The 25,620-nt window shown below is 61.3% G+C and carries 21 protein-coding genes; 6 read left to right on the plus strand and 15 right to left on the minus strand.

The window, feature by feature from the left end; all coding sequences use genetic code 11:
• Positions 1 to 5 precede the first annotated feature (5 nt).
• The 3 genes from MKleb_RS14670 to MKleb_RS14680 are packed head-to-tail and all read left to right on the plus strand — an operon-like array spanning position 6 to position 3,142.
• The gene (locus tag MKleb_RS14670; protein WP_025107914.1) at positions 6 to 1,091 is read left to right on the plus strand and encodes an HlyD family secretion protein; all 1,086 of its coding nucleotides are present in this window, start codon (positions 6 to 8) and stop codon (positions 1,089 to 1,091) included.
• A complete protein-coding gene (locus MKleb_RS14675; RefSeq protein ID WP_025107915.1) occupies positions 1,088 to 2,467 on the plus strand; it encodes an efflux transporter outer membrane subunit in 1,380 nt (459 codons plus the stop codon). Before MKleb_RS14670 ends, MKleb_RS14675 begins: the two co-directional genes overlap by 4 nt.
• Before the next feature lie 15 nt (positions 2,468 to 2,482).
• Entirely contained in the window at positions 2,483 to 3,142 is a 660-nt protein-coding gene (locus MKleb_RS14680) for an O-methyltransferase (protein ID WP_014229195.1), read from the plus strand.
• Positions 3,143 to 3,190: 48 nt separating this feature from the next.
• Here the strand turns inward: MKleb_RS14680 and hrpA are convergent, their stop codons facing one another.
• Positions 3,191 to 7,093 carry an ATP-dependent RNA helicase HrpA gene (hrpA, locus tag MKleb_RS14685; RefSeq protein WP_025107916.1) on the minus strand — a complete coding sequence of 1,301 codons (3,903 nt, stop codon included), beginning with the start codon at positions 7,091 to 7,093 and terminating at the stop codon, positions 3,191 to 3,193.
• Between the two features lie 204 nt (positions 7,094 to 7,297).
• Between hrpA and azoR the strand changes: the two genes are divergently transcribed.
• Positions 7,298 to 7,903: an FMN-dependent NADH-azoreductase gene (gene azoR, locus MKleb_RS14690; protein ID WP_014229193.1), complete on the plus strand. Its 606-nt coding sequence runs from the start codon at positions 7,298 to 7,300 to the stop codon at positions 7,901 to 7,903.
• A 37-nt stretch (positions 7,904 to 7,940) separates the two neighbouring features.
• Here the strand turns inward: azoR and MKleb_RS14695 are convergent, their stop codons facing one another.
• The 14 genes from MKleb_RS14695 to paaA form a co-directional block, all read right to left on the minus strand.
• Complete coding sequence (locus MKleb_RS14695) at positions 7,941 to 8,351, minus strand: GFA family protein (RefSeq protein ID WP_025107917.1); 411 nt, start codon at positions 8,349 to 8,351, stop codon at positions 7,941 to 7,943.
• 7 nt (positions 8,352 to 8,358) lie between these two features.
• Positions 8,359 to 8,955, minus strand: a complete 597-nt coding sequence (gene paaY, locus MKleb_RS14700; RefSeq protein ID WP_014229191.1) for a phenylacetic acid degradation protein PaaY — start codon at positions 8,953 to 8,955, stop codon at positions 8,359 to 8,361.
• Between the two features lie 9 nt (positions 8,956 to 8,964).
• Entirely contained in the window at positions 8,965 to 9,891 is a 927-nt protein-coding gene (gene paaX, locus MKleb_RS14705; protein WP_025107918.1) for a phenylacetic acid degradation operon negative regulatory protein PaaX, read from the minus strand.
• Positions 9,892 to 11,287: 1,396 nt separating this feature from the next.
• Positions 11,288 to 12,604 (minus strand): phenylacetate--CoA ligase PaaK, encoded by a 1,317-nt coding sequence (gene paaK, locus MKleb_RS14710; protein ID WP_004850513.1) that lies wholly within the window; start codon positions 12,602 to 12,604, stop codon positions 11,288 to 11,290.
• A 28-nt stretch (positions 12,605 to 12,632) separates the two neighbouring features.
• The gene (gene pcaF, locus MKleb_RS14715) at positions 12,633 to 13,838 is read right to left on the minus strand and encodes a 3-oxoadipyl-CoA thiolase (RefSeq protein ID WP_025107919.1); all 1,206 of its coding nucleotides are present in this window, start codon (positions 13,836 to 13,838) and stop codon (positions 12,633 to 12,635) included.
• Entirely contained in the window at positions 13,838 to 14,260 is a 423-nt protein-coding gene (gene paaI / locus MKleb_RS14720; RefSeq protein WP_025107920.1) for a hydroxyphenylacetyl-CoA thioesterase PaaI, read from the minus strand. Before paaI ends, pcaF begins: the two co-directional genes overlap by 1 nt.
• Positions 14,250 to 15,671, minus strand: a complete 1,422-nt coding sequence (locus MKleb_RS14725; protein ID WP_025107921.1) for a 3-hydroxyacyl-CoA dehydrogenase — start codon at positions 15,669 to 15,671, stop codon at positions 14,250 to 14,252. The genes paaI and MKleb_RS14725 overlap by 11 nt, the downstream gene beginning before the upstream one ends.
• 3 nt (positions 15,672 to 15,674) lie before the next feature.
• A complete protein-coding gene (gene paaG / locus MKleb_RS14730) occupies positions 15,675 to 16,463 on the minus strand; it encodes a 2-(1,2-epoxy-1,2-dihydrophenyl)acetyl-CoA isomerase PaaG (protein ID WP_025107922.1) in 789 nt (262 codons plus the stop codon).
• 2 nt (positions 16,464 to 16,465) lie between these two features.
• The gene (paaF, locus tag MKleb_RS14735; protein WP_025107923.1) at positions 16,466 to 17,233 is read right to left on the minus strand and encodes a 2,3-dehydroadipyl-CoA hydratase PaaF; all 768 of its coding nucleotides are present in this window, start codon (positions 17,231 to 17,233) and stop codon (positions 16,466 to 16,468) included.
• A complete protein-coding gene (gene paaE, locus MKleb_RS14740; RefSeq protein WP_046877271.1) occupies positions 17,230 to 18,300 on the minus strand; it encodes a 1,2-phenylacetyl-CoA epoxidase subunit PaaE in 1,071 nt (356 codons plus the stop codon). The genes paaF and paaE overlap by 4 nt, the downstream gene beginning before the upstream one ends.
• A gap of 7 nt (positions 18,301 to 18,307) precedes the next feature.
• Positions 18,308 to 18,805, minus strand: coding sequence for a 1,2-phenylacetyl-CoA epoxidase subunit PaaD (gene paaD, locus MKleb_RS14745; RefSeq protein ID WP_014229182.1), 498 nt, complete (start codon positions 18,803 to 18,805; stop codon positions 18,308 to 18,310).
• A 12-nt stretch (positions 18,806 to 18,817) separates the two neighbouring features.
• Entirely contained in the window at positions 18,818 to 19,573 is a 756-nt protein-coding gene (gene paaC, locus MKleb_RS14750; RefSeq protein ID WP_025107925.1) for a 1,2-phenylacetyl-CoA epoxidase subunit PaaC, read from the minus strand.
• 7 nt (positions 19,574 to 19,580) lie between these two features.
• Positions 19,581 to 19,868 carry a 1,2-phenylacetyl-CoA epoxidase subunit PaaB gene (gene paaB, locus MKleb_RS14755; protein WP_004850493.1) on the minus strand — a complete coding sequence of 96 codons (288 nt, stop codon included), beginning with the start codon at positions 19,866 to 19,868 and terminating at the stop codon, positions 19,581 to 19,583.
• An 11-nt stretch (positions 19,869 to 19,879) separates the two neighbouring features.
• Positions 19,880 to 20,809, minus strand: coding sequence for a 1,2-phenylacetyl-CoA epoxidase subunit PaaA (gene paaA, locus MKleb_RS14760; protein ID WP_025107926.1), 930 nt, complete (start codon positions 20,807 to 20,809; stop codon positions 19,880 to 19,882).
• A 286-nt stretch (positions 20,810 to 21,095) separates the two neighbouring features.
• On the opposite strand from paaA, the gene paaZ reads away from it, so the two are divergent.
• A complete protein-coding gene (gene paaZ, locus MKleb_RS14765; protein ID WP_025107927.1) occupies positions 21,096 to 23,141 on the plus strand; it encodes a phenylacetic acid degradation bifunctional protein PaaZ in 2,046 nt (681 codons plus the stop codon).
• Between the two features lie 190 nt (positions 23,142 to 23,331).
• Positions 23,332 to 25,590, plus strand: a complete 2,259-nt coding sequence (tynA, locus tag MKleb_RS14770) for a primary-amine oxidase (RefSeq protein ID WP_025107928.1) — start codon at positions 23,332 to 23,334, stop codon at positions 25,588 to 25,590.
• The last annotated feature ends 30 nt before the right edge of the window (positions 25,591 to 25,620 follow it).

Consider the following 25,620-nt stretch of genomic DNA (forward strand, 5'->3'; position numbering starts at 1 on the left):
TTATTATGAGTCAGCAGGATGCGGCCAAACAGCAGGCCAATACCCGAAATAATATTCGCATCGTCTCTATTTTTACCGCCGCCGCCATTGGCATCGTTGGCGTACTGGTTATTCTCTACGCCTGGCAGCTGCCGCCGTTTACCCGAGAAAGCCAGTTTACCGATAACGCCTACGTTCGCGGGCAAACCACGTTTATCAGCCCACAGGTCAACGGCTATATCACCGAGGTTAAGGTCCAGGATTTTAATCAGGTGAAAGCCGGCGACGTGCTGTTTCAAATCGACGACCGCATCTATAAGCAGCGCGTCCATCAGGCGGAAGCTCAGCTGGCGATGAAAGAGGCGGCGCTGAAGAACAATCAGCAGCAGCGTAAAAGCGCCGAAGCGGTCATCACCCGTAACGAAGCGGCGCTGCAAAACGCCCGCGCGCAGAATCTGAAAACCCAGGCGGATTTAAAACGCGTTCAGGAGCTGACCGTCGACGGCTCGCTATCGATTCGCGAACGCGATTCCGCCCGCGCCAGCGCGGCGCAGGGCACCGCGGATATCGAGCAGGCCAAAGCAACGCTGGAGATGTCGCGTCAGGATTTGCAATCAACCATCGTTAATCGTGACTCGCTGCTCGCCGACGTCGCCAATGCGAAAGCCGCGCTGGAGCTGGCGCAGATAGACCTGCAAAACACCCGTATTATCGCGCCGACGGACGGTCAGCTTGGGCAAATCTCCGTTCGCCTTGGCGCATACGTGACCGCCGGGACGCATTTGACCTCGCTGGTGCCGCCGCAGCACTGGCTGATCGCTAACCTGAAAGAGACCCAGCTGGCCCAGGTGCGCGTCGGACAGCCGGTGACCTTTACCGTGGATGCGCTGAACAGCGAGAAATTCACCGGTACGGTGCAGAGCATCTCCCCGGCGACCGGCGTGGAGTTCAGCGCTATTTCGCCGGATAACGCCACCGGTAACTTTGTCAAAATCGCCCAGCGCATTCCGGTACGCATCGCCGTTGATGAGGGGCAGAAAAACGGCCAGCGCCTGCGGCCGGGCATGTCGGTGCAGGTCACCATCGATACCCGTGCGGAGGAGCAGCAATGATCCGTCCGCTCGCTCTCGCCGTTATGCTTGCGCTGGCCGGCTGCCAGTCCGCCGACGTTCAACGGGCCGCGCCCGGGCTGCAGATCCCCGCCGCCTGGCGGGCGGATGTCGGCCCCTCCAGCCCGGTTGAGGGCGTGTGGTGGCGCAACTTCCACGACAGTACGCTCAATCTCTACGTTGACCAGGCGCTGCGCTACAACAGCGACGTGCTGATAGCCCGCGAACGGGTCAACGAGTACCAGGCGCGGGCTTACGCCGCCGATAGCAGCCTGTTTCCCTCCCTTGACGCCGGATTGACCGGCACCCGCGCGCGGTCACAGTCGGCCGCTACCGGCCTGCCGGTCCACAGTACGGTGTATAAAGGCGCGCTAACCGCCAGCTACGATGTTGATCTCTGGGGAGTAAACCGCAGCGCCGCCAGCGCGGCGCAAGCCAGCCTGGAGGCGCAAAAGGCGGCTGCCGCAGCGGCGAATCTGACCGTCGCCTCTTCGGTAGCGGCCGGCTATATCACCCTGCTCTCGCTGGATGAACAGCTGCGGGTGACGCAGCAAACGTTAAAATCGCGCGAAGATGCCTTCAACCTGGCGAAGCGCCAGTTTGAGACGGGCTATACCTCACGCCTGGAGCTGATGCAGGCGGACTCCGAACTGCGCTCCACGCGCGCGCAAATTCCGCCGCTGCGCCACCAAATCGCCCAGCAGGAAAATGCGCTCAGCCTTCTGCTCGGCGCCAATCCGGACGCCGTTAAGCGCAACGCGTTCGCGCAGCTGTCGCCGCTATCGCTACCTTCCCAGCTGCCGTCAACCCTGCTCAACCGCCGACCGGATATCGTTCAGGCCCAGCGTCAGCTGGTGGCCGCCGACGCCACCCTGGCGTCATCGCAGGCGCAGCTGCTGCCGTCCATTAACCTTACCGCCACCGGCAGCCTGCAGGATCGCACCCTGCCCGACCTGCTGGATAATCCGCTACGCTTATGGAGCCTCGGCGGCAGCATTCTGGCGCCGCTGCTCAACCGCCAGGCGCTGAATGCCCAGGTGGACGTTTCGATGGCCCAGCGCAATCAGGCGCTGTTTAGCTATGAGAAAACGGTACGCGGCGCGTTTAAAGAGGTGAATGACAGTCTCGATGCCATCGGCCGCTACGGCGAGCAGCTGGCGGAGCTGCAGGCGCAGGAGAAGGTGGCCCAGGAGACGCTGCGCATCGCGCAAAACCGCTATCGCAACGGCTACTCCTCCTATCTGGACGTGCTGGACGCCCAGCGCACGCTGTTTTCCACCCAGCTCAGCGTGGTACAGGTGAAAAACAACCTGCTGCTGGCGCAAGTTGATTTGTACCGGTCGCTGGGAGGCGGCTGGTCTGATTCATCAGGGATGTAATACGGGAAACCTGACATGCAACAACAGTGGTCGGCAGTAGATAATTATCTCGTGACAGCGTTAATCCCCACCGATCCGCTACTCAGCCAGGTTCTGGAGAATAACCAGCGCGCCGGGCTTCCGGCTATTGACGTTGCCGCTAATCAGGGGCAGTTTCTGGCCCTGCTGGTGCGCATGACGGGCGCCAGACGCATCCTCGAGATTGGCACGCTCGGCGGCTACAGCACCATCTGGATGGCCCGAGAATTGCCCGCCGATGGCGAATTACTTACCCTGGAGGCCGACGCGCATCATGCCGCCGTCGCCCGCGAGAACCTGCGCCTGGCGGGCGTGGACGATCGCGTTGCGGTGCTGGAAGGCCCGGCGCTGGCCAGCCTCGAAACGCTGGGAGAGCGCCCGCCGTTCGATCTCATTTTTATCGATGCGGATAAGCCCAATAATCCCCACTATCTGCGCTGGGCGTTACGCTATTCCCGTCCGGGGACAGTGATTGTGGGCGATAACGTGGTGCGCGATGGCGAAGTGACGAATCCGGATAGCGCGGATGAGCGGGTGCAGGGCGTCAGAGCGTTTATCGACATGATGGGCAGCGACCCGCGACTGACGGTCACGGCCCTGCAAACCGTGGGCAGCAAAGGCTGGGATGGGTTCACCCTCGCGTGGGTGAACGCCTGACGCTATCCGCCTTCCCCGGCAGCCTGCGCCACCGGGGAAAGCTTCGGCCTAGGCCGTAATCTGCTCCATTGCCTGCAGTACCCGCTTGTCGGAAATCGGATACGGCGTGCCGAGCTGCTGGGCGAACAGGCTGACGCGCAGCTCTTCAATCATCCAGCGGATCTCCTGCACGTCGTCATCCTGACGGCGCTGAGGCGGCAGCTTATTCAGCCACTGCTGCCACGCCTGCTGGATGCTCTCCACTTTAAGCATCTGCGCGCGGTCGCGGTGCGGATCGATGGCCATTTTCTCCAGCCGTTTTTCAATCGCCTGCAGATAGCGCAGCGTGTCTCCAAGGCGGCGGAAGCCGTTACCGGTGACGAAACCGCGATACACCAGCCCGCTCATCTGCGATTTGATATCCGACAGCCCCAGCGCCATGGTCATATCCACGCGCCCTTTCAGGCGTTTGTTGACGTTAAAGACCGCGGTCAGGATCTGTTCGACCTGTTTGGCAATGTCCACAACCGTCTCGTTCAGCTCGGCGCGCACCTTTTCATGCAGCGCGGCAAAGCCCTCTTCGCTCCATACCGGGCCGCCCGCTTCGTCAATCAGCTTATCCACGCCGCAGGCGATGCAGTCATCGATCAGATCCAGCACTTTACCGTAGGGGTTGAAATAGAGCCCCAGCTTGGCTTTATTCGGCAGCTTTTCGTGCAGATACTTTATCGGCGACGGGATATTCAGCAGCAGCAGGCGGCGCAGGCCGCGCCACATCTCCTGCTGCTGCTCCAGCGGATTATCAAACAGCTTGATGGCCACGCTGTCGCGTTCGTCCACCAGCGCCGGCCAGGCCTTAACTTTGTAGTTGCCGCGCTTCTGCTCGTAGCTCTCCGGAAGCCGGCCAAAGCTCCAGATATGCAGCCCGCTCTGCTCGATACCGTCATCGGCGACCGCGGACAGCGTCTCCTGCACCTTACCTTTCAGCGCTTCTTTCAGATCCTGCAGCGAACGCCCTTCCTGCAGCTTCTTGTTTTTCTCGTCCACCACCCGGAAAGTGATTTTCAGGTGATCGGGCACCTGATCCCATTGCCAGGCCTCGCGGTCGATAGTCACGCCGGTCATCCGCCGCAGCTCGCGCTCCAGTGAATCCAGCAGCGGCAGCTCCAGCGGCGTCGCGCGACCGAGAAACGCTTCCGCGTAGTTTGGCGCCGGGACAAAATTGCGGCGCACCGGCTTCGGCAGCGATTTAATCAGGGCGATAACCAGCTCCCGGCGCAGCCCCGGGATCTGCCACTCAAACCCGGCCTCTTCCACCTGGTTGAGCAGCGGCAGCGGAATATGCACCGTCACGCCGTCGGCGTCGGCGCCCGGCTCGAACTGATAGGTCAGACGCAGCTTGAGGTTGCCCTGATGCCAGAAGTTCGGATAGTCGAGCTTGCTGACCTGCTCCGCGCCTTCCTTAATCAGCATGCTCTTTTCAAAGTTGAGCAGATCCGGCGTCTCGCGGCTGGCCTGCTTCCACCATTTATCAAAGTGGCGCGCGGAGATGACGTCATGGCTGATGCGCTGGTCGTAGAACTCAAACAGCGTTTCGTCATCGACGAGAATGTCGCGACGGCGCGATTTATGCTCCAGCTCTTCAATTTCGTTGCGCAGCTTCAGGTTTTCGCGGAAGAAAGCGTGGCGAGTCTGCCAGTCGCCCTCCACCAGCGCGTGACGAATAAACAGCTCGCGGCATAGCGCCGGGTCAATCTGGCTGTAGTTGACCTTGCGGGCAGCGACAATCGGCAGGCCGTAAACGGTCACCTTCTCCGTCGCCATCACCGCGCCCTGCCCGCGCTCCCAGTGGGGTTCGCTGTACGAGCGTTTGATCAGATGCTGCGCCACCGGCTCGACCCACTCCGGCTCAATGCGCGCGGCGATGCGCCCCCACAGGCGGCTGGTTTCCACCAGTTCGGCGACCATCGTCCATTTCGGCGGCTTTTTAAACAGCCCCGATCCGGGGAAGATGGAGAAGCGGGCGTTGCGCGCGCCGGTAAACTCCTGCTTGTCGGCGTCTTTCATACCGATGTGCGACAGCAGACCGGTCAGCAGCGCGGTGTGAATTTCGCGATACTCCGCCGGCTCGCTATTGACCGGCAGGCCGAGCTCTTTGACCACCTGACGCAGCTGGGTGTAGATATCCTGCCACTCGCGCACGCGCAGGTAGTTGAGAAAATCGACCCGGCACTGGCGGCGGAACTGGTTCGAGGAGAGCGCTTTTTGCTGCTCGCCCAGGTAGTTCCACAGGTTGACGAACGCCAGGAAGTCGGACTCTTTGTCGTGGAAGCGGCGGTGTTTCTCGTCGGACGCCTGCTGCTTGTCCATTGGCCGCTCGCGCGGATCCTGAATAGAGAGCGCCGAGGTGATAATCATCGCCTCGCGCACGCAGCCGTGTTTTTGCGCTTCCAGCACCATGCGCGCCAGACGCGGGTCCACCGGTAGCTGGCTCAGCTGGCGGCCCATCGGCGTCAGCTTATAGGCGGTCTGCTGTTCGTCAGTGGTAATCGCTCCCAGCTCTTCCAGCAGGCGCACGCCGTCCTGAATATTGCGTTTGTCCGGCGCTTCAACGAACGGGAACGCGGCAATATCGCCGAGCCCGAGCGCGGTCATTTGCAGAATAACCGACGCCAGGTTGGTGCGCAGAATCTCCGGGTCGGTAAACTCCGGACGCGACAGGAAGTCGTCTTCAGAATAAAGACGAATACAGATCCCTTCGGAGACGCGGCCGCAGCGGCCCTTGCGCTGGTTAGCCGACGCCTGGGAAACCGGCTCAATCGGCAGGCGCTGTACTTTGGTCCGGAAGCTGTAGCGGCTGATACGCGCGGTGCCTGGATCGATAACGTACTTGATGCCCGGCACGGTCAGCGAGGTTTCCGCGACGTTGGTGGCCAGCACTATCCGCCGCCCGCTGTGGGCCTGGAACACGCGATTCTGTTCGCTGTTGGACAGTCGCGCATACAGCGGCAGCACTTCGGTATGGCGCAGATTCAGCTTATTGAGCGCATCGGCGGTATCGCGAATTTCGCGCTCGCCGCTCATAAAAATGAGGATATCGCCGGGGCTTTCACGCCCGAGCTCATCAACGGCGTCGAAAATCGCCTGCAGCTGATCGCGCTCGGTGTCGTCGGCGTCTTCAACGATGGGTCGATAGCGCACTTCTACCGGGTAAGTGCGCCCGGACACTTCGATAATCGGGGCGTTGTTAAAGTGGCGCGAGAAGCGTTCCGGATCGATGGTCGCCGAGGTGATAATAATTTTCAGATCCGGGCGACGGGGCAGCAGTTCCCGCAAATAACCGAGCAGGAAGTCGATATTGAGGCTGCGTTCGTGCGCTTCATCGATAATGATGGTGTCATACTGCATCAGCAGCCGGTCCTGCTGGATTTCCGCCAGCAGAATACCGTCGGTCATCAGCTTAACCATGGTGTTATCGCTGACGTGGTCGCTAAAGCGGACTTTATAGCCGATGCAGCCGCCGGGCTCCGTTTGCAGCTCTTCGGCGATACGGTTGGCGACGGTACGCGCGGCCAGGCGACGCGGCTGCGTATGGCCAATTAAGCCTTTAACGCCGCGCCCCAGCTCCATACAAATTTTTGGCAGCTGGGTGGTTTTCCCCGACCCGGTTTCCCCCGCCACAATTACCACCTGGTGATCGCGAACGGCTTCGAGAATCTCCTGTTTTTTCTGGCTAACCGGCAGGTTTTCCGGATAAGCGATCGCCGGCCGCGCGGCTTCGCGCAGCAGGACTCTCCCTGCCGCCTGTTCAATTTCTTGCGCCATCTCCTGAAGAATGGCCTGTTGGGCATCAGGATTTTTAACCTTCTTCACGCCGTGCAGGCGACGGGCGAAGCGCGACTTATCGCGCAGCATCAGGCCATCAAGCCGTTCAAAGAGCGATGAGAAGGTCATTTTTTGTTGTTCTGTCATAGCGTTATCGGGCAGCGCACTGCCGGGAAAAATCTCTTTTGAAGTATTGCGTTAGAGTACCACATCCGCGCATTTCGTGCCTTGTTCAAAAAAACTGAATACAGAGTTCGATTTATTGCGCTTTCTCTGTGGCATGATTGTGAATAGAGTGTCAACAAGCACCAGGGCATCGGCCCGTCAATCACATTAAAAAAGGAAACACCCATGAGCAAAGTATTAGTTCTGAAATCCAGTATTCTGGCAGGGTACTCGCAATCTGGTCAGCTGTCCGACTATTTTGTTGAACAATGGCGTGAAAAGCACGCGGAAGACGTTATCACCGTGCGCGACCTGGCTGCAAACCCAATTCCGGTACTGGACGGCGAGCTGGTTGGCGCTCTGCGTCCGAGCGACGCGCCGCTGACGCCGCGTCAGCAGGAAGCGCTGGCGCTTTCTGACGAACTGATCGCTGAACTGCAGGCGAACGACGTGATTGTTATCGCGGCGCCGATGTACAACTTCAACATCCCGACCCAGCTGAAAAACTACTTCGACCTGGTGGCGCGCGCTGGCGTGACCTTCCGCTACACCGAGAAAGGGCCGGAAGGTCTGGTGAAAGGTAAACGTGCGGTTGTCGTCACCAGCCGCGGCGGTATCCATAAAGATACCCCGACCGATCTGGTGACCCCTTACCTCTCCACCTTCCTCGGCTTTATCGGCATTACCGATGTGAACTTCGTGTTTGCTGAAGGCATCGCCTACGGCCCGGAAGTCGCAGCGAAAGCGCAGTCTGATGCGAAAGCCGCTATCGACAGCGTTGTAGCCGCATAAGAGTTGACTCCTCCCGCTTCCCGGCGGGAGGAGAGTTTCACTTTTTCTCGTAGCGCAAATACCCCACCACGCCACCGCCGCCATCTTGCGGATGATTCACGCCGTCGTTGACCTCCACGCAGGGAAAATCGAAGGGCGACACGCCGTCAATGCAGGCCACATTCACGCCGTACTGCTGCGGGTTTGAACGCCGCTGATGAAAGGTGTAGATCCCGCATACCGAGCAGAAAAAGTGCACGGCTTGACCGGTATTAAAACGATACTCCGTGAGGTTATCCCGTCCGCGCACCACCTCTATTCCTGAAAGCGGCGCGGAGACCGCAACCGCCCCACGCATCCGGCAATATGAACAGTTACAGCGGCGAACGGTGTTGAAACCATCGCTAAGCTCAACGGTAAACGCCACCGCGCCGCAGTGGCACTGAGCGGATAATTTCTCTGCCATGATTTTCCCCTCAGGATGATGATTTCGGCCGCAAATTCTCGTCAAAGATCAGCCGCTTTCTGTCCGGCTCTGCTTCTTTGAGCGGTTCCACCTGATGCAGCGTCTGTTTGCAGCGCTCCACCAGCACCTGATACTCCCGCGTCCCCTGCTTCTTCCAGGCCAGCTCCTGTTCGCTTAATGTACGAATGGCTTTTGCCGGACTGCCGACAATCAGATGGTTGGCGGGCATTTCGGCGTTGGCTTTCACAAAGGCCGAAGCGCCGACGATGCTGTTTTCCCCAATCCTGGCCCCGTCAATAATCACCGCGCTCATCCCCACCAGCGCGTTGCGGCCGATGGTGCAGCCGTGCAGAATCGCGCCGTGGCCGATATGCCCCTCTTCTTCCACCACCGTATCCTGGCCGGGAAAGCCGTGCATCACGCAGTTATCCTGGATGTTAGCGCCATCTTTCACCACGATACGGCCAAAATCGCCGCGCAGGCTGGCGTTAGGGCCGACGTAGACCCCTTTGCCGAGGATCACGTCGCCAATCAGCACGGCGGTGGGATGAACATAGCTTTCGTCCGGTACAACCGGCGTCATACCGTCAATCTGATAAATGGGCATGGTGCCTCCTTATACGCCCGACAGCCCGCCGAAGCGCTGGAAATAGAGCGGCCCCGGCGCGGGAAGTTCCCCCACCGAGCTTTCGCCCTTCTCGCCGACAAACGCCAGCGCGCCGGGCGCAACGCGTTGATAAATATTGATGCACAGCTGGCGCGCGGTTTGTCCGGCCCAGTGCGCGGGGAGCAGTTCTTCGGGCAGCAGCGGATCTTTCAGCACCACCCGGCGATAGAAGTGAATCAGCAGGAGCTGAATTTGAAAGCAGCGTTCAGGCGTCAGCTCCGCGGGCTCGCAGTCGCGAAGCAGCGGCAGCAGCGGTCGAAACAGGGTGATAAACGCGTCATACATCGCGTTCTGCTCGGTGAGATGCCAACACTCTTCAACGCGATCGCGCAGCGCCGCCCGGGAGAGCGCCAGCGGGGAATGCGCTTCGAAGCAGATAACATTCTCCGCTACGCCCGCTTCGTGCAGCAGAGATTGCACGTCCGCCAGCTTCTGCGATGGCGAAGCCAGCAGGCTCGGCGCCAGCGCGCCAAATCCCTGCCACAGCAGCTGTTTTTTGACTTCCGCCAGAGTGCTCTTCTCCAGCCCTTCCGACAGCAGCAGCAGCCAGGTACCGTCCCACTCCGGGGCGCTGGCGCGATAGATTTTATGCTCCGCCCGGCGGGTCAGGCGCAGGCCTTTGTCGCTGAGGCGGTAGAAGCTGCGGCGGCCAATGCGCACCACATTGAGCCACTCTTCTTTATTCAGGCGGAACAGCGCGGTACGCACGAATCGTTCGCCGAATCCGAGCCCTTCCAGCAGCGCCGCCACGCTGCCGAGCCAGACCTCTCCGCCGCGCTGGAGCAAGGCGTCGCCGTATAAAGAAGCAATAAGCGAGGTCCCGCTAATGGGCATCGCGGCGACGGCCTGTTGAATAAAGGTGTCGAGTTTACTCATCTGATTCATTCTGTTGTGATTTTTGTCCTTTTTGAATCATAGCACAGGAAATCCCGGAGGCGGTGCTGGCGCACCTGTCCGGGCTACCGGCCCGCAGACGACGGTGAATACGTAGCCCGGCTAAGCGCAGCGCGAGCCGGGAAGAAGCAGAGCTGATACATCAGCCCCGGCACACTCCCCGGGTCGCGGCGTAAACGCCTTACCCGGGCTACCGACCCGCAGACGACGGTGAACACGTAGCCCGGCTAAGCGCAGCGCGAGCCGGGAAGAAGCTGAGCTGATACATCAACCCCGGCACACTCCCCGGGTCGCGGCGTAAACGCCTTACCCGGGCTACCGGACCGCAGACGACGGTGAATACGTAGCCCGGCTAAGCGCAGCGCGAGCCGGGAAGAGGCCGAGCTGATACATCAGCCCCGGCACACTCCCCGGGTCGCGGCGTAAACGCCTTACCCGGGCTACCGGCCCACAGAAGACGGTGAATTTGTAGCCCGGCTAAGCGCAGCGCGAGCCGGGAAGAAGCTGAGCTGATACATCAACCCCGGCACACTCCCCGGGTCGCGGCGTAAACGCCTTACCCGGGCTACCGGCCCGCAGACGACGGTGAATACGTAGCCCGGCTAAGCGCAGCGCGAGCCGGGAAGAGGCCGAGCTGATACATCAGCCCCGGCACACTCCCCGGGTCGCGGCGTAAACGCCTTACCCGGGCTACCGACCCGCAGACGACGGTGAACACGTAGCCCGGCTAAGCGCAGCGCGAGCCGGGAAGAGGCAGAGCTGATTCATCAACCCCGGCACACTCCCCGGGTCGCGGCGTAAACGCCTTACCCGGGCTACCGCCCCGCAGACGGCGGTGAATTCGTAGCCCGGCTAAGCGCAGCGCGAGCCGGGAACAGGCCGAGCTGATACATCAGCCCCGGCACATTCCCCGGGTCGCGGCGTAAACGCCTTACCCGGGCTACCGGCCCACAGAAGACGGTGAATTTGTAGCCCGGCTAAGCGCAGCGCGAGCCGGGAAGAAGCTGAGCTGATACATCAACCCCGGCACACTCCCCGGGTCGCGGCGTAAACGCCTTACCCGGGCTACCCGCCCGCAGACAACGGTGAATTCGTAGCCCGGCTAAGCGCAGCGCGAGCCGGGAAGAGGCCGAGCTGATACATCAGCCCCGGCACACTCCCCGGGTCGCGGCGTAAACGCCTTACCCGGGCTACCCGCCCGCAGACGACGGTGAATTCGTAGCCCGGCTAAGCGCAGCGCGAGCCGGGAAGAAGCTGAGCTGATATATCAGCCCCGGCACACTCTCCGGGTCGCGGCGTAAACGCCTTACCCGGGCTACGGGAGTTACGGCATCGGGTAGCCCGGACAGGTGCGCAGCACCGCCTCCGGGAGAATGCGTTATCCGTTAGCAGCCACCTTGCGCAGATCGAACACGCGGCAGGCCTTACCCTCGGAGCGCGGAATGCTGCCGCAGTTAACAATGCTGATATCGGTCGAAATCCCCACCATCGACTTGATCCGGTGGCGCAGCTGGTGGCAAATCTGACAGCGCTGCTCGTGGTTCAGCGCCAGACCGCTCTCTTTTAGCTCCACGCGCACCGAAAGTGAATCAAGATGGCCCCGGCGGTTGACTTCCAGCTGATAGTGCGGCGCCAGATGTTCGAACTTGAGGATCTCCTCTTCCAGCTGCGACGGGAAGACGTTCACGCCGCGGATAATCAGCATATCGTCGCTGCGCCCGCTGATGCGATCCATCCGGCGCATGGTGCGGGCGGTGCCCGGCAGCAGTCGCGTCAGGTCGCGGGTGCGGTAGCGGATCACCGGCAGCGCTTCTTTGGTCAGGGTGGTGAACAGCAGCTCGCCGTGTTCGCCGTCCGCCAGCGGCGTACCGGTGTCCGGATTCACCACTTCAGGGTAGAAGTGATCCTCCCAGATCGTCGGACCGTCGGCGGTTTCCAGACACTCCATCGCCACCCCCGGCCCCATCACCTCCGACAGGCCATAGATATCCAGCGCCGAAATCCCCAGACGACGCTCGATTTCCGCCCGCATCGCATGGGTCCACGGCTCCGCGCCGAACACGCCCACCCGCAGGGAGCAGCCGCTGGCGTCGCCGCCCATCTGGCGCTCCAGCTCTTCAATCAGGTTCAGACAGTAGGACGGCGTCACCATAATCATATCCGGCTTAAAATCGCGGATCAGCTGCGCCTGTTTTTCAGTCTGCCCGCCGGACATGGGAATGACCGTCGCGCCTAAACGTTCCGCACCGTAGTGGGCGCCCAGCCCGCCGGTAAACAGACCATAGCCGTAGGCGACATGAATTTTGTCTTTTGCCGTCCCGCCCGCCGCGCGCAGGGAGCGGGCGACAATATTGGCCCAGTTATCAATATCGTTTTGCGTATAGCCCACCACCGTCGGTTTGCCGGTGGTGCCCGAAGACGCGTGGATACGCACCACCTGCTCCATCGGCACCGCAAAGGTATCAAAGGGGTAGTTGTCGCGCAGATCCTGCTTGGTGGTGCAGGGAAACTTGCTCAGATCGCTCAGTTCGTGAAAATCGTCAGGATGAATGCCCGCCGCGTCAAATTTACGGCGATACATCGGCACGTTCTCATACGCATGCTTAAGGGTCCACTTCAGACGCTGGGTTTGCAGGGCCTGTAGCTCGTCGCGCGATGCGGTTTCAATCGGGTCTAATTGAGTTATCGTTGTCATTTTGTAGGGTACTCGCAGGTAGATTCGCTCACACTCGCTCAAGGATCATGGCAATGCCCTGACCCACGCCAATACACATCGTACACAGCGCATAGCGCCCGCCGCGGCGCTGCAGCTCCAGGCTGGCGCTTAATGCCAGCCGGGCGCCGCTCATTCCCAACGGATGGCCTAAGGCGATGGCGCCGCCGTTGGGGTTAACATGCGGGGCATCATCCGCCAGCCCCAGCTGTCTGAGCACGCCCAGCGCCTGGGCGGCGAAGGCTTCATTCAGCTCAATCAGATCCATATCGTTTATACTCAGCCCGGCGCGCTCCAGCGCTTTACGTACCGCCGGTACCGGTCCAAGCCCCATCAGCTTCGGCTCGACGCCCGCCGTCGCCATCGCCACAATACGCGCCCGGGGCGTCAGCCCCTGGACGATGGCCTGCTGCGAGCTGGCGATAATCAGCGCCGCGGCGCCGTCGTTGACGCCGGAGGCATTTCCCGCGGTCACTACGCCACCCTGACGGAACGGCGTTTTTAGCCGCGAAAGCTGTTCAATGGTGGTGTCCGCCCGCGGATGCTCGTCGTCGCGCACGACGTTTACCGCTCCTTTCCTGTCGACAACGTTTACCGGTACGATCTCCTGCGCCAGAATACCGTCGCGCTGGGCCTGAGCCGTCCGCTGCTGGCTGCGGAAAGCGAAAGCGTCCTGATCGGCGCGGCTGATATTTAACAATTCAGCTACATTCTCCGCCGTTTCCGGCATGCTGTCAGTGCCAAATCGCTGCTGCATGAGCGGGTTCACAAAACGCCAGCCGATGGTGGTATCAAACAGCTCGGCCTGGCGCTGCCAGGGGGCGCTGGCTTTGGCCATCACAAACGGTGCGCGCGACATGGACTCGACGCCGCCGGCGATCATCAGATCCGCCTCTCCGGCTTTGATGGCGCGTGCGGCGAAGCCGATAGCGTCGAGACCGGAGCCGCACAGACGGTTAATGGTGGTGCCGGGTACGGTGTGCGGATAGCCCGCCAGTAGCGTCGCCATATGGGCCACGTTGCGGTTGTCTTCGCCGGCCTGGTTGGCGCAGCCGAGAATCACATCATCAATCGATGCCGGATCGAACTTCGGGTTACGGCTCAGCAGTTCGCGCAGCGGGATGGCGGCGAGGTCGTCGGCGCGCACGCTGGCCAGCGCCCCGCCGTAGCGGCCAATCGGCGTGCGGATCCCGTCACAAATAAAGGCGTCGCGCATCAGACTTCTCCTGTGATTGTGCCGCCGATGCGGTGCGATTTACCGCGGAACAGAGCGACAACTTTTTGCTGTTGGTTAACAATTTCTATGTCATAGACCCCGGTCAGCTTGCCCTGATGCTTAACTCTCGCCGTCGCGGTCAGCAGCTCGCCGACAAAGGCCGGACGCAGAAAATCGATGCTCGCCGCCGACGCGACCGCCGCCAGCCCCTGGCTGTTGCAGGCGTAGGCGAATGCGGTATCGGCGAGCGAAAACAGCTGTCCGCCGTGGCAGGTATGGTGGCCGTTGAGCATGTTCGGGGTGATCGCCATGGTCATCTGCGCGTAGCCCTGGTCCATCTCGATAATTTCAATTCCCAGCGCTTTCGCACAGTTATCGTTCTCGTACATCGCGCGGGCGTTGTGCCAGGCTTCATTGCTCATGATGTCTCTCCATCAGCGCCTTCTGGCGCAGCAGGGAACAGGGGCGATAGCGCTCTTCGCCGTAGTGCTGCTGCAGGTTTTCCAGCAGCCGCAGCACCCGGCCCCAGCCAAGTGATTCACCCCACGCCAGCGGGCCGCGCGGGTAGTTGACGCCCAGACGCATGGCGGTATCGATATCCTCCGCGCTGGCGACGCCCTTCTGCAGCGCGTCCAGCGCTTCGTTAACCAGCATCGCCACCGTCCGCCACACCAGCAGGCCGGGATAGTCGGCGATCTGCAGCACCTTTTTGCCCTGCTGCTGAAAATAGAAAGTCGCTTTATCGATCGCCGCCTGAGAGGTGGTTTCCGCGCTGGCCAGCACCACCGTATCGCCTGCGCTATGGTCGTAGACCACCACCGGGCGGCCGTGCTGAAGGCTTAACGCCAGGGCGGTTTCACCGGTCGTTTCCAGCAGCAGCACCTCGTCCAGATCGGTGACAACGTCACGTTTTATGCGCTTTGCTGCGCGTTCTGCCGATACGGCGGCCAAGGCCAGCTCAGGCTGCGCTTCGCCAGGCCAGCAGTAGACCCCCTGCCCGCTCTTTTTACCCAGCCGTCCGGCCAGCGCCAGCTCCTGCTGCAGCAGCGACGGCAGATAGCGGCGGTCCTGCCAGAAGGCGTTAAATACCGAACAGGTCACCGCAAAGTTGACGTCCTGGCCAATCAGGTCGGTCAGCGCCAGCGGCCCCATGGGAAAACCGCCGCCGTCGCGCAAGGCGGCGTCAATCACCTCCGGCGCGGCGACCTGCTCCTCCAGCGCTCGCCACGCTTCGGCATAAAAAGGCCGCGCCACGCGGTTGACGATAAAGCCGGGCGTTGAGCGGCAGCGAACCGGCTGCTTTCCCCAGTCGCTGACCCGCTGGCAGAGCTGTGCGACGACTTCCGCCGAGGTGGCCAGGCCGCTGACCACTTCCACCAGCTTCATTACCGGGGCCGGGTTAAAGAAGTGCAGCCCGGCGACCCGCTCCGGGTGTTTTATTCCCGCGGCGATGGCGGTGATCGATATCGACGACGTGTTGCTGACCAGCAGCGCTGACGGGGAGCAGATTTCGGCCAGCTGTTTGAACAGCGCTTTTTTCACGTCCAGGCGCTCGGAGGCGGCTTCAATAACCAACTCCGCACGGGCTAAAGCGCTCAGATCCTCAGCCGGTGCCAGACGCGACAGCAGCGCCCCGGCCTTTTCCGCCGCCAGCTTGCCGCGGCTGACGCGGGAGGCCAGCCGCTGGCGAATCCCGTCGATGGCGCGAACCACCGCCTCAGGGGCGATGTCGTAAATCAGTACCGGATGCCCGGCGGCGGCGGCCACTTCGGCAATGCCGGCGCCCATGGTGCCGCTGCCTATCACCGCGACGGTAGGTAACGTTGTGCTCATCGGCTATTTCCCGCTGAAGTGAGGTGGACGCTTCGCCAGAAAAGCGCTGACGCCTTCGCGATAGTCCGCGCTGCGTCCGGCCAGGCGCTGGTAGTCGCGCTCCAGGTCAAGCTGCTGGTCCAGGGTCTGGGTTTCCGCCAGCCGCAGCGCGTTTTTAATCAGCCCGAGGCCATAGGTCGGCTGGGCGGCCAGGTGCCGGGCCAGCGCCAGGCTGGTGTCTTTCAGCTCGGCGTCATCCACCACCTGCCAGATCATCCCCCACTGCGCCGCCTGCTCCGCGCTCAGGCTATCGCCCAGCAGCGCCAGCCCCATCGCGCGCGCCCGCCCCGCCACGCGCGGCAGAAACCAGCTGCCGCCGCAGTCCGGCACCAGACCAAGCTTGCTGAACGCCATAACGAACTTCGCTGAACGCGCCGCCAGCACGATATCGCAGCCCATCGCCAGCGTAGCCCCCGCGCCCGCCGCGACGCCGTTCACCGCGCAAATCACCGGTTTCGGCAGCGCCGCCAGACGGCGCACCAGGGGGTTGTAGAAACGCTCAACCGAGAGCCCGAGATCCGGAGCCGGCCCGCTGGGGTCGACGTTACGGTCATTTAAATCCTGCCCGGCGCAAAAACCGCGCCCCGCGCCGGTCACCAGCAGGCAGCGTATGCTGTCGTCGCGTTCGGCCTGTTTCAGGCACGCCGCCAGCTGCTGGTGCATCAGGTCGTTAAAACTGTTCAGACGGTCCGGGCGATTAAGGGTAATCGTCATCACGCCCTGTTCCACTTCGCTGAGAATGAAAGCTTCCACGATTAGCGTCCTTTAAATTCCGCAGTACGTTTATGTAAAAAGGCGTCGATGCCTTCGCGGCGATCTTCGGTCGCGCTCAGCAAAGTAAACAGCTGGCGCTCCTGCTGAAGCCCGGCCTGCAGGCTCACCTCCTGCGACAGCCGCAAAGCCTGCTTAGCCGCGCGCAGCGCCAGCGGCGAGTGGCGAGCCACGGTTGCCGCCAGGCCGAGCGCGTATTCATCGGTGAGCGCTGGCGGATAAACCTCGCATACCAGCCCCGCCCGCTGCGCCTGATGGGCATCAATGCTTTCGCCGCTCAAGACCATCCGGCTGGCCAGCGCCTTACCGACGGAGCGGATCAGGCGCTGGGTCCCGCCCGCGCCCGGCATCATGCCGAGGGTGATTTCCGGCAGGCCGAAGCGGGCGTTATCGCCGGCGACAATCAGATCGCAGAGCAGCGCCAGCTCGCATCCGGCGCCGAGGGCATAGCCGTTAACCGAAGCGATCAGCGGTTTACTGAAGGCGTCGATACGCGCCCACAGCCGCGGGCGAATATCATCGAGCGTGGCGGGCAGATCTTTTTCCGCCATTTCGTTCAGGTCAGCCCCTGCGGCAAAGAAGCGTTCGTTACCGCTGATGACGCAGACGCCGACCGACGGGTCCAGCGCCGCCGCGTCGAGCACGTCGGCGATCTGCGTCAGCAGCGCGTTATTCAAAGCGTTGCGCGCCTGCGGGCGATTTAGCGTCAGCTGCAGTACGCGCGCGTGACGAGCAATGAACAGTTCGCTCATGCCATCCCCCGCGCGTCAAAGTCGACAACCACATCGTCGCTGGTGGGCAGCGCCTGACAGCTCAGCACGTAGCCCGCCGCCAGTTCGTCGGCTTCAAGGCTGTAGTTAGCGGCCATCGCCACCTCGCCGCGCAGCACTTTGCATTTACAGGTGGCGCAGACGCCCCCCTTGCAGGCAAACGGCAGGTCCGCCCCCTGGCGCAGCGCGGCGTCAAGAATGCTGTCATCCTCCGCGCTCAGGGCAATGATTCGGTCGCGGCCGTCCTGACGAATCGTGACCGCGCGGCCCTCCGCCTGGACGCCGGTAGCCCGCCTGGCGCGGCTGTCCGGGGTATTAAAACGTTCCAGATGAATCGCGTCCTCCGGTACGCCCAGCTCGCGCAGGGCGATCTCCGCTTCATCCATCATCGCCGCCGGGCCGCAGATAAAGGCGTGCTCGAAGCGGCTGAAGTCCAGCAGATGGGCGGCCAGTTCGCGCAGCTTGTCGCCGTTGATGCGCCCCTGCAGCAGATCGCTGTCCATCGACTCCTGGCTGAACAGGTGTACCACCTGCAGACGCTGCGGATAGCGGTCTTTCAGGTCGGCCAGCGCCTGACGGAACATCATGCTGTGGCTGCTGCGGTTGCCGTAAACCAGCGTGAAGCGGCTGTCGACTTCGGTGGCGAGGGTGGCGTCGATAATCGCCATCATCGGCGTAATGCCGGAGCCGGCGGCAATCGCCAGGTAGTCAGCGCAACGCCCGGCCTGCGGCTGGTAGCCGAAATGTCCCTGCGGCACCATCACGTCCAGCGCCATGCCTTGCTGAATGTCGCTCTGGGCATAGCGCGAGAAGCGCCCGCCGTCGATGGCCTTCACCGCCACGCTGATTTCACCCGGCGAGCGGCTGCGGCAAATGGAGTAGCAGCGCCTGAGCTCTTCCCCGCCAAGGCGCGCTTTCAGGGTCAGATGCTGGCCCGGACGGAAGGCGTATGCATTACGCAGCGCGTCGGGAATGGCAAAGGTGATGGTGACCGCATCGCGGGTTTCCGGCTCCACTTTCGCCACGGTAAGCGAATGAAATGTCGTCATCGCAACCTCAAATACATTTAAAGTAATCAAAGGGTTCCCGGCAGCTGTCGCAGCGATACAGCGCTTTGCAGGCCGTGGAACCGAATTCGCTAATCAGCGAGGTGTGGCGGCTGCCGCAGCGCGGGCAGACCACGTCCTCCGGCATGTGGGCATGGCAGGCATGGCCCTGCGGCGGACTGATGCCGTACTGGCGCAGGCGTTCACGCGCGTCCGGCCCCATCCAGTCGGTGGTCCACGGCGGGTCAAGCTGCAGCACGATATGCACCGGCGCGTAGCCGTTTTCCGTCATTGCCGCGCGGATTTCTCCCAGCAGATGTTCGGTGGCCGGGCAGCCCGAATAGGTTGGCGTGAAGCCAATCACCCAGCCATCGCCGCGGCGCTCCACGCTGCGCACCAGGCCGAGGTCGGTAATGGTCAGCACCGGCACTTCCGGATCGGCAATGGCGCCTAACAGATCCCAGACGGCGTGGACCTCCGGGGGCGCGATATCAACCAGACGTTGCATAATTCCCCCCTGCTACCACTGCTGGCCGGGATAGGCGCGCTGTAAATACTGCATCTCCGCCAGCAGCGGCCCGAGATGTTCGCTGTGCAGCCCCTGCTTACCGCCGCTGCGGAAAGCCGCTTCTTGCGGGATCTGCAAACCGGCGTCGATCAGCGCCGTGTGCACCGCGTTCTGCCATTCGGCCTGCAGTTCGCGCGGGTCGACGGCGATGCCCTGCGCACTCAGCTCAATTTCCAGCTCATCGGCCTGGAACAGCTCGCCGGTAAAGCGCCACAGGTTATCCACCGCGCTCTGCATTCTCTGGGCGGAAAGCGCCGTGCCGTTGCCCAGGCGCTCCAGCCAGCCGCGGCTAAAGCGCTGGTGGTAGCGCACCTCTTTCAGCGCCCTGGCGGCGATGGCGGCAAGCTGCGCATCGCGACTGCCGACCAGGCGGCTGAACAGCGCCACGTGCCAGACATCGATGAAAAACTGGCGAGCGAGGGTGTCGGCGAAGTTGCCGTTTGGCTGCTCCACCAGCAGTAAATTGCAAAACTGGCGCTCGTCGCGGCCAAAGGCCAGGGTATCTTCATCGCCGCTGCCGGTCAGTTCGGCGGCGTAGCTGAGGAAATGGCGCGCCTGCCCCAGCAGGTCGAGGCCGATATTGGCCAGCGCCAGATCGATCTCCAGCTCCGGCGCATGGCCGCACCACTCGCCCAGACGCTGGGCCAGCACCAGGCCGTTATCGCCGAGGCGCAGGGCATAAGCGGCAACGGGGTTATCGTTTTTCATCGTGGCCTCACATATGTTCCATGCCGTCGGGCACGGTGTAGAAGGTGGGATGACGATAGACTTTGCTCTCCGCCGGGTCGAAAAATGCGCCGCGCTCTTCGGGCTGCGAGGCGACGATTTCGCTGGCCTTCACCACCCAAATCGAACAGCCTTCGCTGCGGCGGGTATAGGCATCGCGGGCGTTTTCCAGCGCCATCTGGTCATCGGCGGCGTGCAGACTGCCGACGTGGCGGTGCGACAGTCCCTGTTTGCTGCGAACGAACACTTCATATAACGGCCAGTAGTTTTTGCTCATCTTCATTCTCCTTACGCGGCGTCGCGAGCCTGCTGTTTTTGCGCATGCGCCAGCGCGGCTTCCCGCACCCACGCGCCCTCTTCCCATGCCTTGCGTTTAGCGCCCAGGCGTTCGTGGTTGCAGATCCCGCGTCCGGCAATCACTTCGTTAAATTCGTGCCAGTCGATGGCGCCAAAGCGGTAGTGGCCGCTGGTTTCATCCAGCCGCAAATCCGGGTCGGGTACGGTCATGCCGAGGATTTCCACCTGCGGAATGGTGTTATCGACAAAGCGCTGGCGCAGTTCGTCGTTCGAGTGGAGCTTGATTTTCCACGCCATGCTGCGGGCGCTGTTTGGCGAGTTATCGTCACCCGGGCCGAACATCATCAGCGCCGGCCACCAGAAACGGTTGATGGCGTCCTGCAGCATCTGCCGCTGCGCGTCGCTGCCCTGCGCCAGCGCCATGCAGGCTTCAAACCCCTGGCGCTGGTGAAAGCTCTCCTCTTTGCAGATCTTGACCATTGCCCGGGCGTAGGGTCCGTAGGAGGTGCGACACAGCGCCACCTGATTGACGATGGCCGCGCCGTCCACCAGCCAGCCAATCACGCCGATATCCGCCCAGCTCAGGGTCGGGTAGTTAAAAATGGAGGAGTACTTCATCTTGCCGTCGAGCATCTTCTGATACAGGTCTTCGCGGGCGCAGCCGAGGGTTTCCGCCGCGCTGTAGAGGTACAGGCCATGCCCGGCTTCATCCTGCACTTTCGCCAGCAGAATCGCTTTGCGCCTAAGGGTCGGCGCGCGAGTGATCCAGTTGCCTTCCGGCAACATGCCGACGATTTCCGAGTGCGCGTGCTGACCAATCTGGCGGATCAGCGTTTTGCGGTAGGCTTCCGGCATCCAGTCCTGCGGTTCGATGGCCGTCTCCTGCGCGATGCGCTGGTCAAAGCGTTGTTCTTCTGTCACGTCATCACCTTTATGATTCCAATAAATTCGATTAAAAATAATTTTCGAATCACTTTGTTTTATAAAAGTTACATTCAGGTTAAATAAAACCACAAATTTTGTTTGTTCTTTTTGTGATAGCGACCGCAAAAGCTTTTGTAAAAACCCTTATTAACAGGGTATTAAGTGAATAACGCAGAACATCACCGATCACAATGTTAATAAATTATTAAATGTGAGCTTGATTTTTATGATTCACCAAAGAACTATTTATAGATATTTCACGTAACACATCTGGAGATAAACCATGCAGCAGTTAGCCAGCTACTTGTCCGGCGCGTGGCAGACCGGCCGGGGCCACGCGCGTACCATCCATCACGCCATCAGCGGCGAAGCGCTATGGGAAGTCACCAGCGCGGGTCTGGATATGGCGCAGGCGCGACGCTTCGCGATTGAGCGCGGCGGCAAAGCGCTGGGGGCGATGAGCTTTATTGAGCGCAGCGCGATGCTGAAGGCGCTCGCCAGATATTTGCTGGAGCAGAAGGCAGAGCTGTACGCGATCTCCGCCGAAACCGGCGCCACCCGCGCCGATAGCTGGGTAGATATCGAAGGGGGCATTGGCACCCTTTTCACCTACGCCGGTCTCGGCAGCCGCGAGCTGCCGGACGATATCCTGTGGCCGGAAGATGAGCCGATCCCGCTGTCAAAACAGGGAGGCTTCGCCGCCCGCCACGTGCTCACGTCAAAATCCGGCGTGGCGGTGCATATCAACGCCTTTAACTTCCCCTGCTGGGGCATGCTGGAAAAGCTGGCGCCCACCTGGCTTGCCGGTATGCCCGCCATCATCAAACCGGCTACCGCCACCGCGCAGCTGACGCAGGCGATGGTCAAAATGATTGTTGATAGTGGGCTGGTGCCGGAGGGGGCAATCAGCCTGATCTGCGGCGGCGCGGGCGATCTGCTCGACCATCTCGATAGCCAGGACGTTGTCACCTTTACCGGCTCGGCCCGTACCGGACAGCAGCTGCGGGTGCATCCCAACCTGGTCGCGAAGTCCATTCCCTTCACCATGGAAGCTGATTCGCTGAACTGCTGCGTACTCGGTGACGACGTCACGCCGGCGCAGCCGGAGTTCGCGCTATTTATTCGCGAAGTGGTACGAGAGATGACGGCGAAGGCCGGGCAAAAGTGCACCGCCATCCGGCGTATTATTGTGCCGCAGGAGCAGGTGAAAGCGGTGAGCGACGCGCTGATTGCGCGCCTGCAAAAAGTGGTGGTCGGCGACCCGGCGCAGGAAGGCGTGAAGATGGGCGCGCTGGTCAACCACGAACAGCGTCAGGACGTGCAGGATAACGTCAACCGTCTGGTGGGCGCTGGATGTGACGTGCTGCTGGGCGGCCAGGCCGATTTCAGCGCCGCCGGCGCCTTCTTCCCGCCAACGCTGCTGTACTGCCCGCAGCCGGACGAGACCCCGGCGGTACACGCTATTGAAGCGTTTGGTCCCGTCGCCACCCTGATGCCGTATCAGAACGTTGAGCACGCCATGACCCTGGCGCGGGCCGGCGAAGGTAGCCTGGCCGGAACCCTGGTGACCGCCAGCGGCGAACTGGCGCGGGCGTTTATTCTCGGCGCCGCCCGCGCCCACGGGCGTATTCAGATACTGAACGAAGAGTCTTCCGCAGAGTCCACCGGCCACGGCTCCCCGCTGCCGCAGCTGGTACACGGCGGCCCGGGGCGCGCCGGCGGCGGCGAAGAGCTGGGCGGCCTGCGGGCGGTGAAGCACTATATGCAGCGCACCGCGGTTCAGGGCAGCCCGACGATGCTCGCCGCCATTGGCCAGCAGTGGGTGCGCGGCGCGCAGGTGGTGGAAGACCGCATTCACCCGTTCCGTAAATATTTCGAGGAGATCCAGCCGGGCGACAGCCTGCTGACGCCGCGCCGCACCCTGACCGAGGCGGATATCGTCAACTTCGCCTGCCTGAGCGGCGATCACTTTTACGCTCATATGGATAAGATTGCCGCCGCGGAGTCGATTTTCGGCGAGCGCGTGGTGCACGGCTATTTCCTGATTTCCGCCGCTGCCGGGCTATTTGTTGACGCCGGGGTCGGCCCGGTGATCGCCAACTACGGAATGGAAAATCTGCGCTTTATCGAGCCGGTGAAGCCGGGCGATACCATCCAGGTACGCCTGACCTGCAAACGCAAAACGGTGAAACGTCAGCGCAGCGCGGAGGAGAAAGCGACCGGCGTCGTCGAGTGGGCGGTAGAGATTTTTAACCAGCACCAGCAGGCGGTCGCGCTCTACTCCATCCTGACCCTGGTGGCCCGCCAGCAGGGGGATTTTGCGGAGTAAATATTAGAAACTCGCCCATCTTTATCGCCATCTTCATGCCTCTGCGGAGGCATTTTTTGTAACTGGCAAAACTGACAAACAACCTGGCAAAAGCAGGCAAACGCCTCGGCGCTGACCGCTGTTAGGTTAACGATACACAAGCCGACATTCGCAGCGGCACTGCACAACACAACAATAAGGTGAGGTCTCAATGGCGATTCTTTCTCCCCGCAAAACGGCTCTGGCGTTGGCTGTCGCTCTGTTTTGCGCCTGGCAAAGCCCGGCGTTCGCCCACGGTGGCGAAGCCCATATGGTCCCGATGGACAAAACCCTTCAGGATTTTGGCGCGGACGTTCAGTGGGATGACTACGCGCAGATGTTTACCCTGATTAAAGACGGCGCTTACGTAAAGGTAAAACCGGGGGCGAAAACGGTCATCGTCAATGGTAAAACCCTGGAGCTGCAGGTGCCGGTAGTGATGAAAGACGGCAAAGCGTGGGTTTCTGACACTTTTATCAACGACGTGTTTCAGTCCGGTCTTGACCAGACCTTCCAGGTGGAAAAACGCCCGCATCCGCTGAACTCGCTGTCAGCGGCGGAAATCAGCGCAGCGGTCGCTATCGTTAAAGCCGCGGCGGATTTCAAACCCAATACCCGATTCACCGAGATCTCCCTGCGCGAGCCGGATAAAAAAGCGGTGTGGGATTTTGCCCTCAACGGTACGCCGGTCAACGCCCCGCGCGCTGCCGACGTGATCATGCTCGACGGCAAACACGTTATTGAGGCGGTGGTGGATTTACAGAATAAAAAAGTGCTTTCATGGACACCGATTAAAGACGCCCACGGCATGGTGCTGCTGGATGATTTCGCCAGCGTGCAGAACATCATCAACGCCAGCAGCGAATTTGCCGAAGTGTTAAAAAAGCACGGCATCGACGACCCGAGCAAGGTGATTACCACCCCGCTGACCGTCGGCTACTTCGACGGCAAAGATGGCCTCAAGCAGGACGCGCGGCTGCTGAAAGTGGTCAGCTATCTTGACGTTGGCGACGGTAACTACTGGGCGCATCCGATTGAAAACCTGGTAGCGGTGGTCGACCTTGAGCAGAAGAAGATCATCAAAATCGAAGAGGGGCCGACGATCCCGGTACCTATGGCGGCCCGCCCCTATGACGGGCGCGACCGCGTTGCGCCAAAGGTTAAACCGCTGGATATCATTGAGCCAGAGGGCAAAAACTACACCATTACCGGCGATATGATCCACTGGCAAAACTGGGATTTCCACCTGCGCATGAACTCCCGCGTTGGGCCGATTCTCTCCACCGTGACATATAACGATAACGGCAAGAAACGTCAGGTGATGTATGAAGGTTCGCTGGGCGGGATGATCGTCCCCTACGGCGACCCGGACGTGGGCTGGTACTTTAAGGCCTATCTCGATTCCGGCGACTACGGTATGGGCGCCCTGACCTCACCTATCGTCCGCGGTAAAGACGCGCCGTCTAACGCGGTCCTGCTGGATGAAACCATCGCCGACTATACCGGCACGCCCACGACCATCCCGCGCGCAATTGCCATCTTCGAACGCTACGCCGGGCCGGAGTATAAGCATCAGGAGATGGGCAAGCCGAACGTCAGTACCGAGCGTCGCGAGCTGGTGGTGCGCTGGATCAGCACCGTCGGCAACTACGACTATATTTTTGACTGGGTATTCCACGAAAACGGCACCATCGGCATTGATGCCGGGGCGACCGGCATCGAAGCGGTGAAAGGCGTGCAGGCGAAGACCATGCATGACCCGAGCGCCAAAGAGGACACCCGCTACGGCACGCTGATTGACCATAATATTGTCGGCACCACCCACCAGCATATTTATAACTTCCGCCTCGATCTAGACGTTGACGGCGAGAACAACACGCTGGTGGCCATGGACCCGGAAGTGAAGCCGAATACCGCCGGCGGTCCGCGTACCAGCACTATGCAGATCAATCAGTACACGATTGATAGCGAGCAGAAAGCGGCGCAGAAATTTGACCCGGGCACCATTCGTCTGCTGAGCAATACCACGAAAGAAAACCGGATGGGTAACCCGGTGTCGTATCAGATTATCCCCTACGCGGGCGGCACGCATCCGGTCGCCACCGGGGCAAAATTCGCGCCTGATGAGTGGATTTACCATCGTCTGAGCTTTATGGATAAGCAGCTGTGGGTCACCCGCTATCATCCCACCGAGCGCTTCCCGGAAGGCAAGTACCCTAACCGTTCGATTCACGACACCGGCCTCGGCCAGTACGCGAAAGATGACGAGTCGCTGGACAACCATGATGACGTGGTGTGGATCACCACCGGCACCACCCACGTGGCCCGCGCCGAGGAGTGGCCGATTATGCCGACCGAGTGGGCGCACGCGCTGCTGAAACCGTGGAACTTCTTTGACGAGACGCCGACGCTGGGCGAGAAGAAACAATAGGCACGTCACGGCCTCAGCGATGGGGCCGTT

Origin of the sequence: Klebsiella sp. PL-2018, assembly GCF_019048985.1 — a bacterium.
Taxonomy (GTDB): domain Bacteria; phylum Pseudomonadota; class Gammaproteobacteria; order Enterobacterales; family Enterobacteriaceae; genus Klebsiella; species Klebsiella michiganensis.

Excerpts from the sequence above, each read along its gene's own strand:
- tynA (WP_025107928.1), top strand. The coding sequence starts at position 23,332 with ATGGCGATTCTTTCTCCCCGCAAAACGGCTCTGGCGTTGGCTGTCGCT.
- paaY (WP_014229191.1), bottom strand. The coding sequence starts at position 8,955 with ATGCCCATTTATCAGATTGACGGTATGACGCCGGTTGTACCGGACGAA.
- paaZ (WP_025107927.1), top strand. The coding sequence starts at position 21,096 with ATGCAGCAGTTAGCCAGCTACTTGTCCGGCGCGTGGCAGACCGGCCGG.
- MKleb_RS14680 (WP_014229195.1), top strand. The coding sequence starts at position 2,483 with ATGCAACAACAGTGGTCGGCAGTAGATAATTATCTCGTGACAGCGTTA.
- MKleb_RS14670 (WP_025107914.1), top strand. The coding sequence starts at position 6 with ATGAGTCAGCAGGATGCGGCCAAACAGCAGGCCAATACCCGAAATAAT.
- paaC (WP_025107925.1), bottom strand. The coding sequence starts at position 19,573 with ATGAAAAACGATAACCCCGTTGCCGCTTATGCCCTGCGCCTCGGCGAT.
- pcaF (WP_025107919.1), bottom strand. The coding sequence starts at position 13,838 with ATGCGCGACGCCTTTATTTGTGACGGGATCCGCACGCCGATTGGCCGC.
- MKleb_RS14725 (WP_025107921.1), bottom strand. The coding sequence starts at position 15,671 with ATGAGCACAACGTTACCTACCGTCGCGGTGATAGGCAGCGGCACCATG.
- paaD (WP_014229182.1), bottom strand. The coding sequence starts at position 18,805 with ATGCAACGTCTGGTTGATATCGCGCCCCCGGAGGTCCACGCCGTCTGG.
- paaX (WP_025107918.1), bottom strand. The coding sequence starts at position 9,891 with ATGAGTAAACTCGACACCTTTATTCAACAGGCCGTCGCCGCGATGCCC.
- paaB (WP_004850493.1), bottom strand. The coding sequence starts at position 19,868 with ATGAGCAAAAACTACTGGCCGTTATATGAAGTGTTCGTTCGCAGCAAA.
- paaF (WP_025107923.1), bottom strand. The coding sequence starts at position 17,233 with ATGAGCGAACTGTTCATTGCTCGTCACGCGCGCGTACTGCAGCTGACG.
- azoR (WP_014229193.1), top strand. The coding sequence starts at position 7,298 with ATGAGCAAAGTATTAGTTCTGAAATCCAGTATTCTGGCAGGGTACTCG.
- hrpA (WP_025107916.1), bottom strand. The coding sequence starts at position 7,093 with ATGACAGAACAACAAAAAATGACCTTCTCATCGCTCTTTGAACGGCTT.
- paaI (WP_025107920.1), bottom strand. The coding sequence starts at position 14,260 with ATGAGCAATGAAGCCTGGCACAACGCCCGCGCGATGTACGAGAACGAT.
- paaK (WP_004850513.1), bottom strand. The coding sequence starts at position 12,604 with ATGACAACGATAACTCAATTAGACCCGATTGAAACCGCATCGCGCGAC.
- MKleb_RS14675 (WP_025107915.1), top strand. The coding sequence starts at position 1,088 with ATGATCCGTCCGCTCGCTCTCGCCGTTATGCTTGCGCTGGCCGGCTGC.
- paaE (WP_046877271.1), bottom strand. The coding sequence starts at position 18,300 with ATGACGACATTTCATTCGCTTACCGTGGCGAAAGTGGAGCCGGAAACC.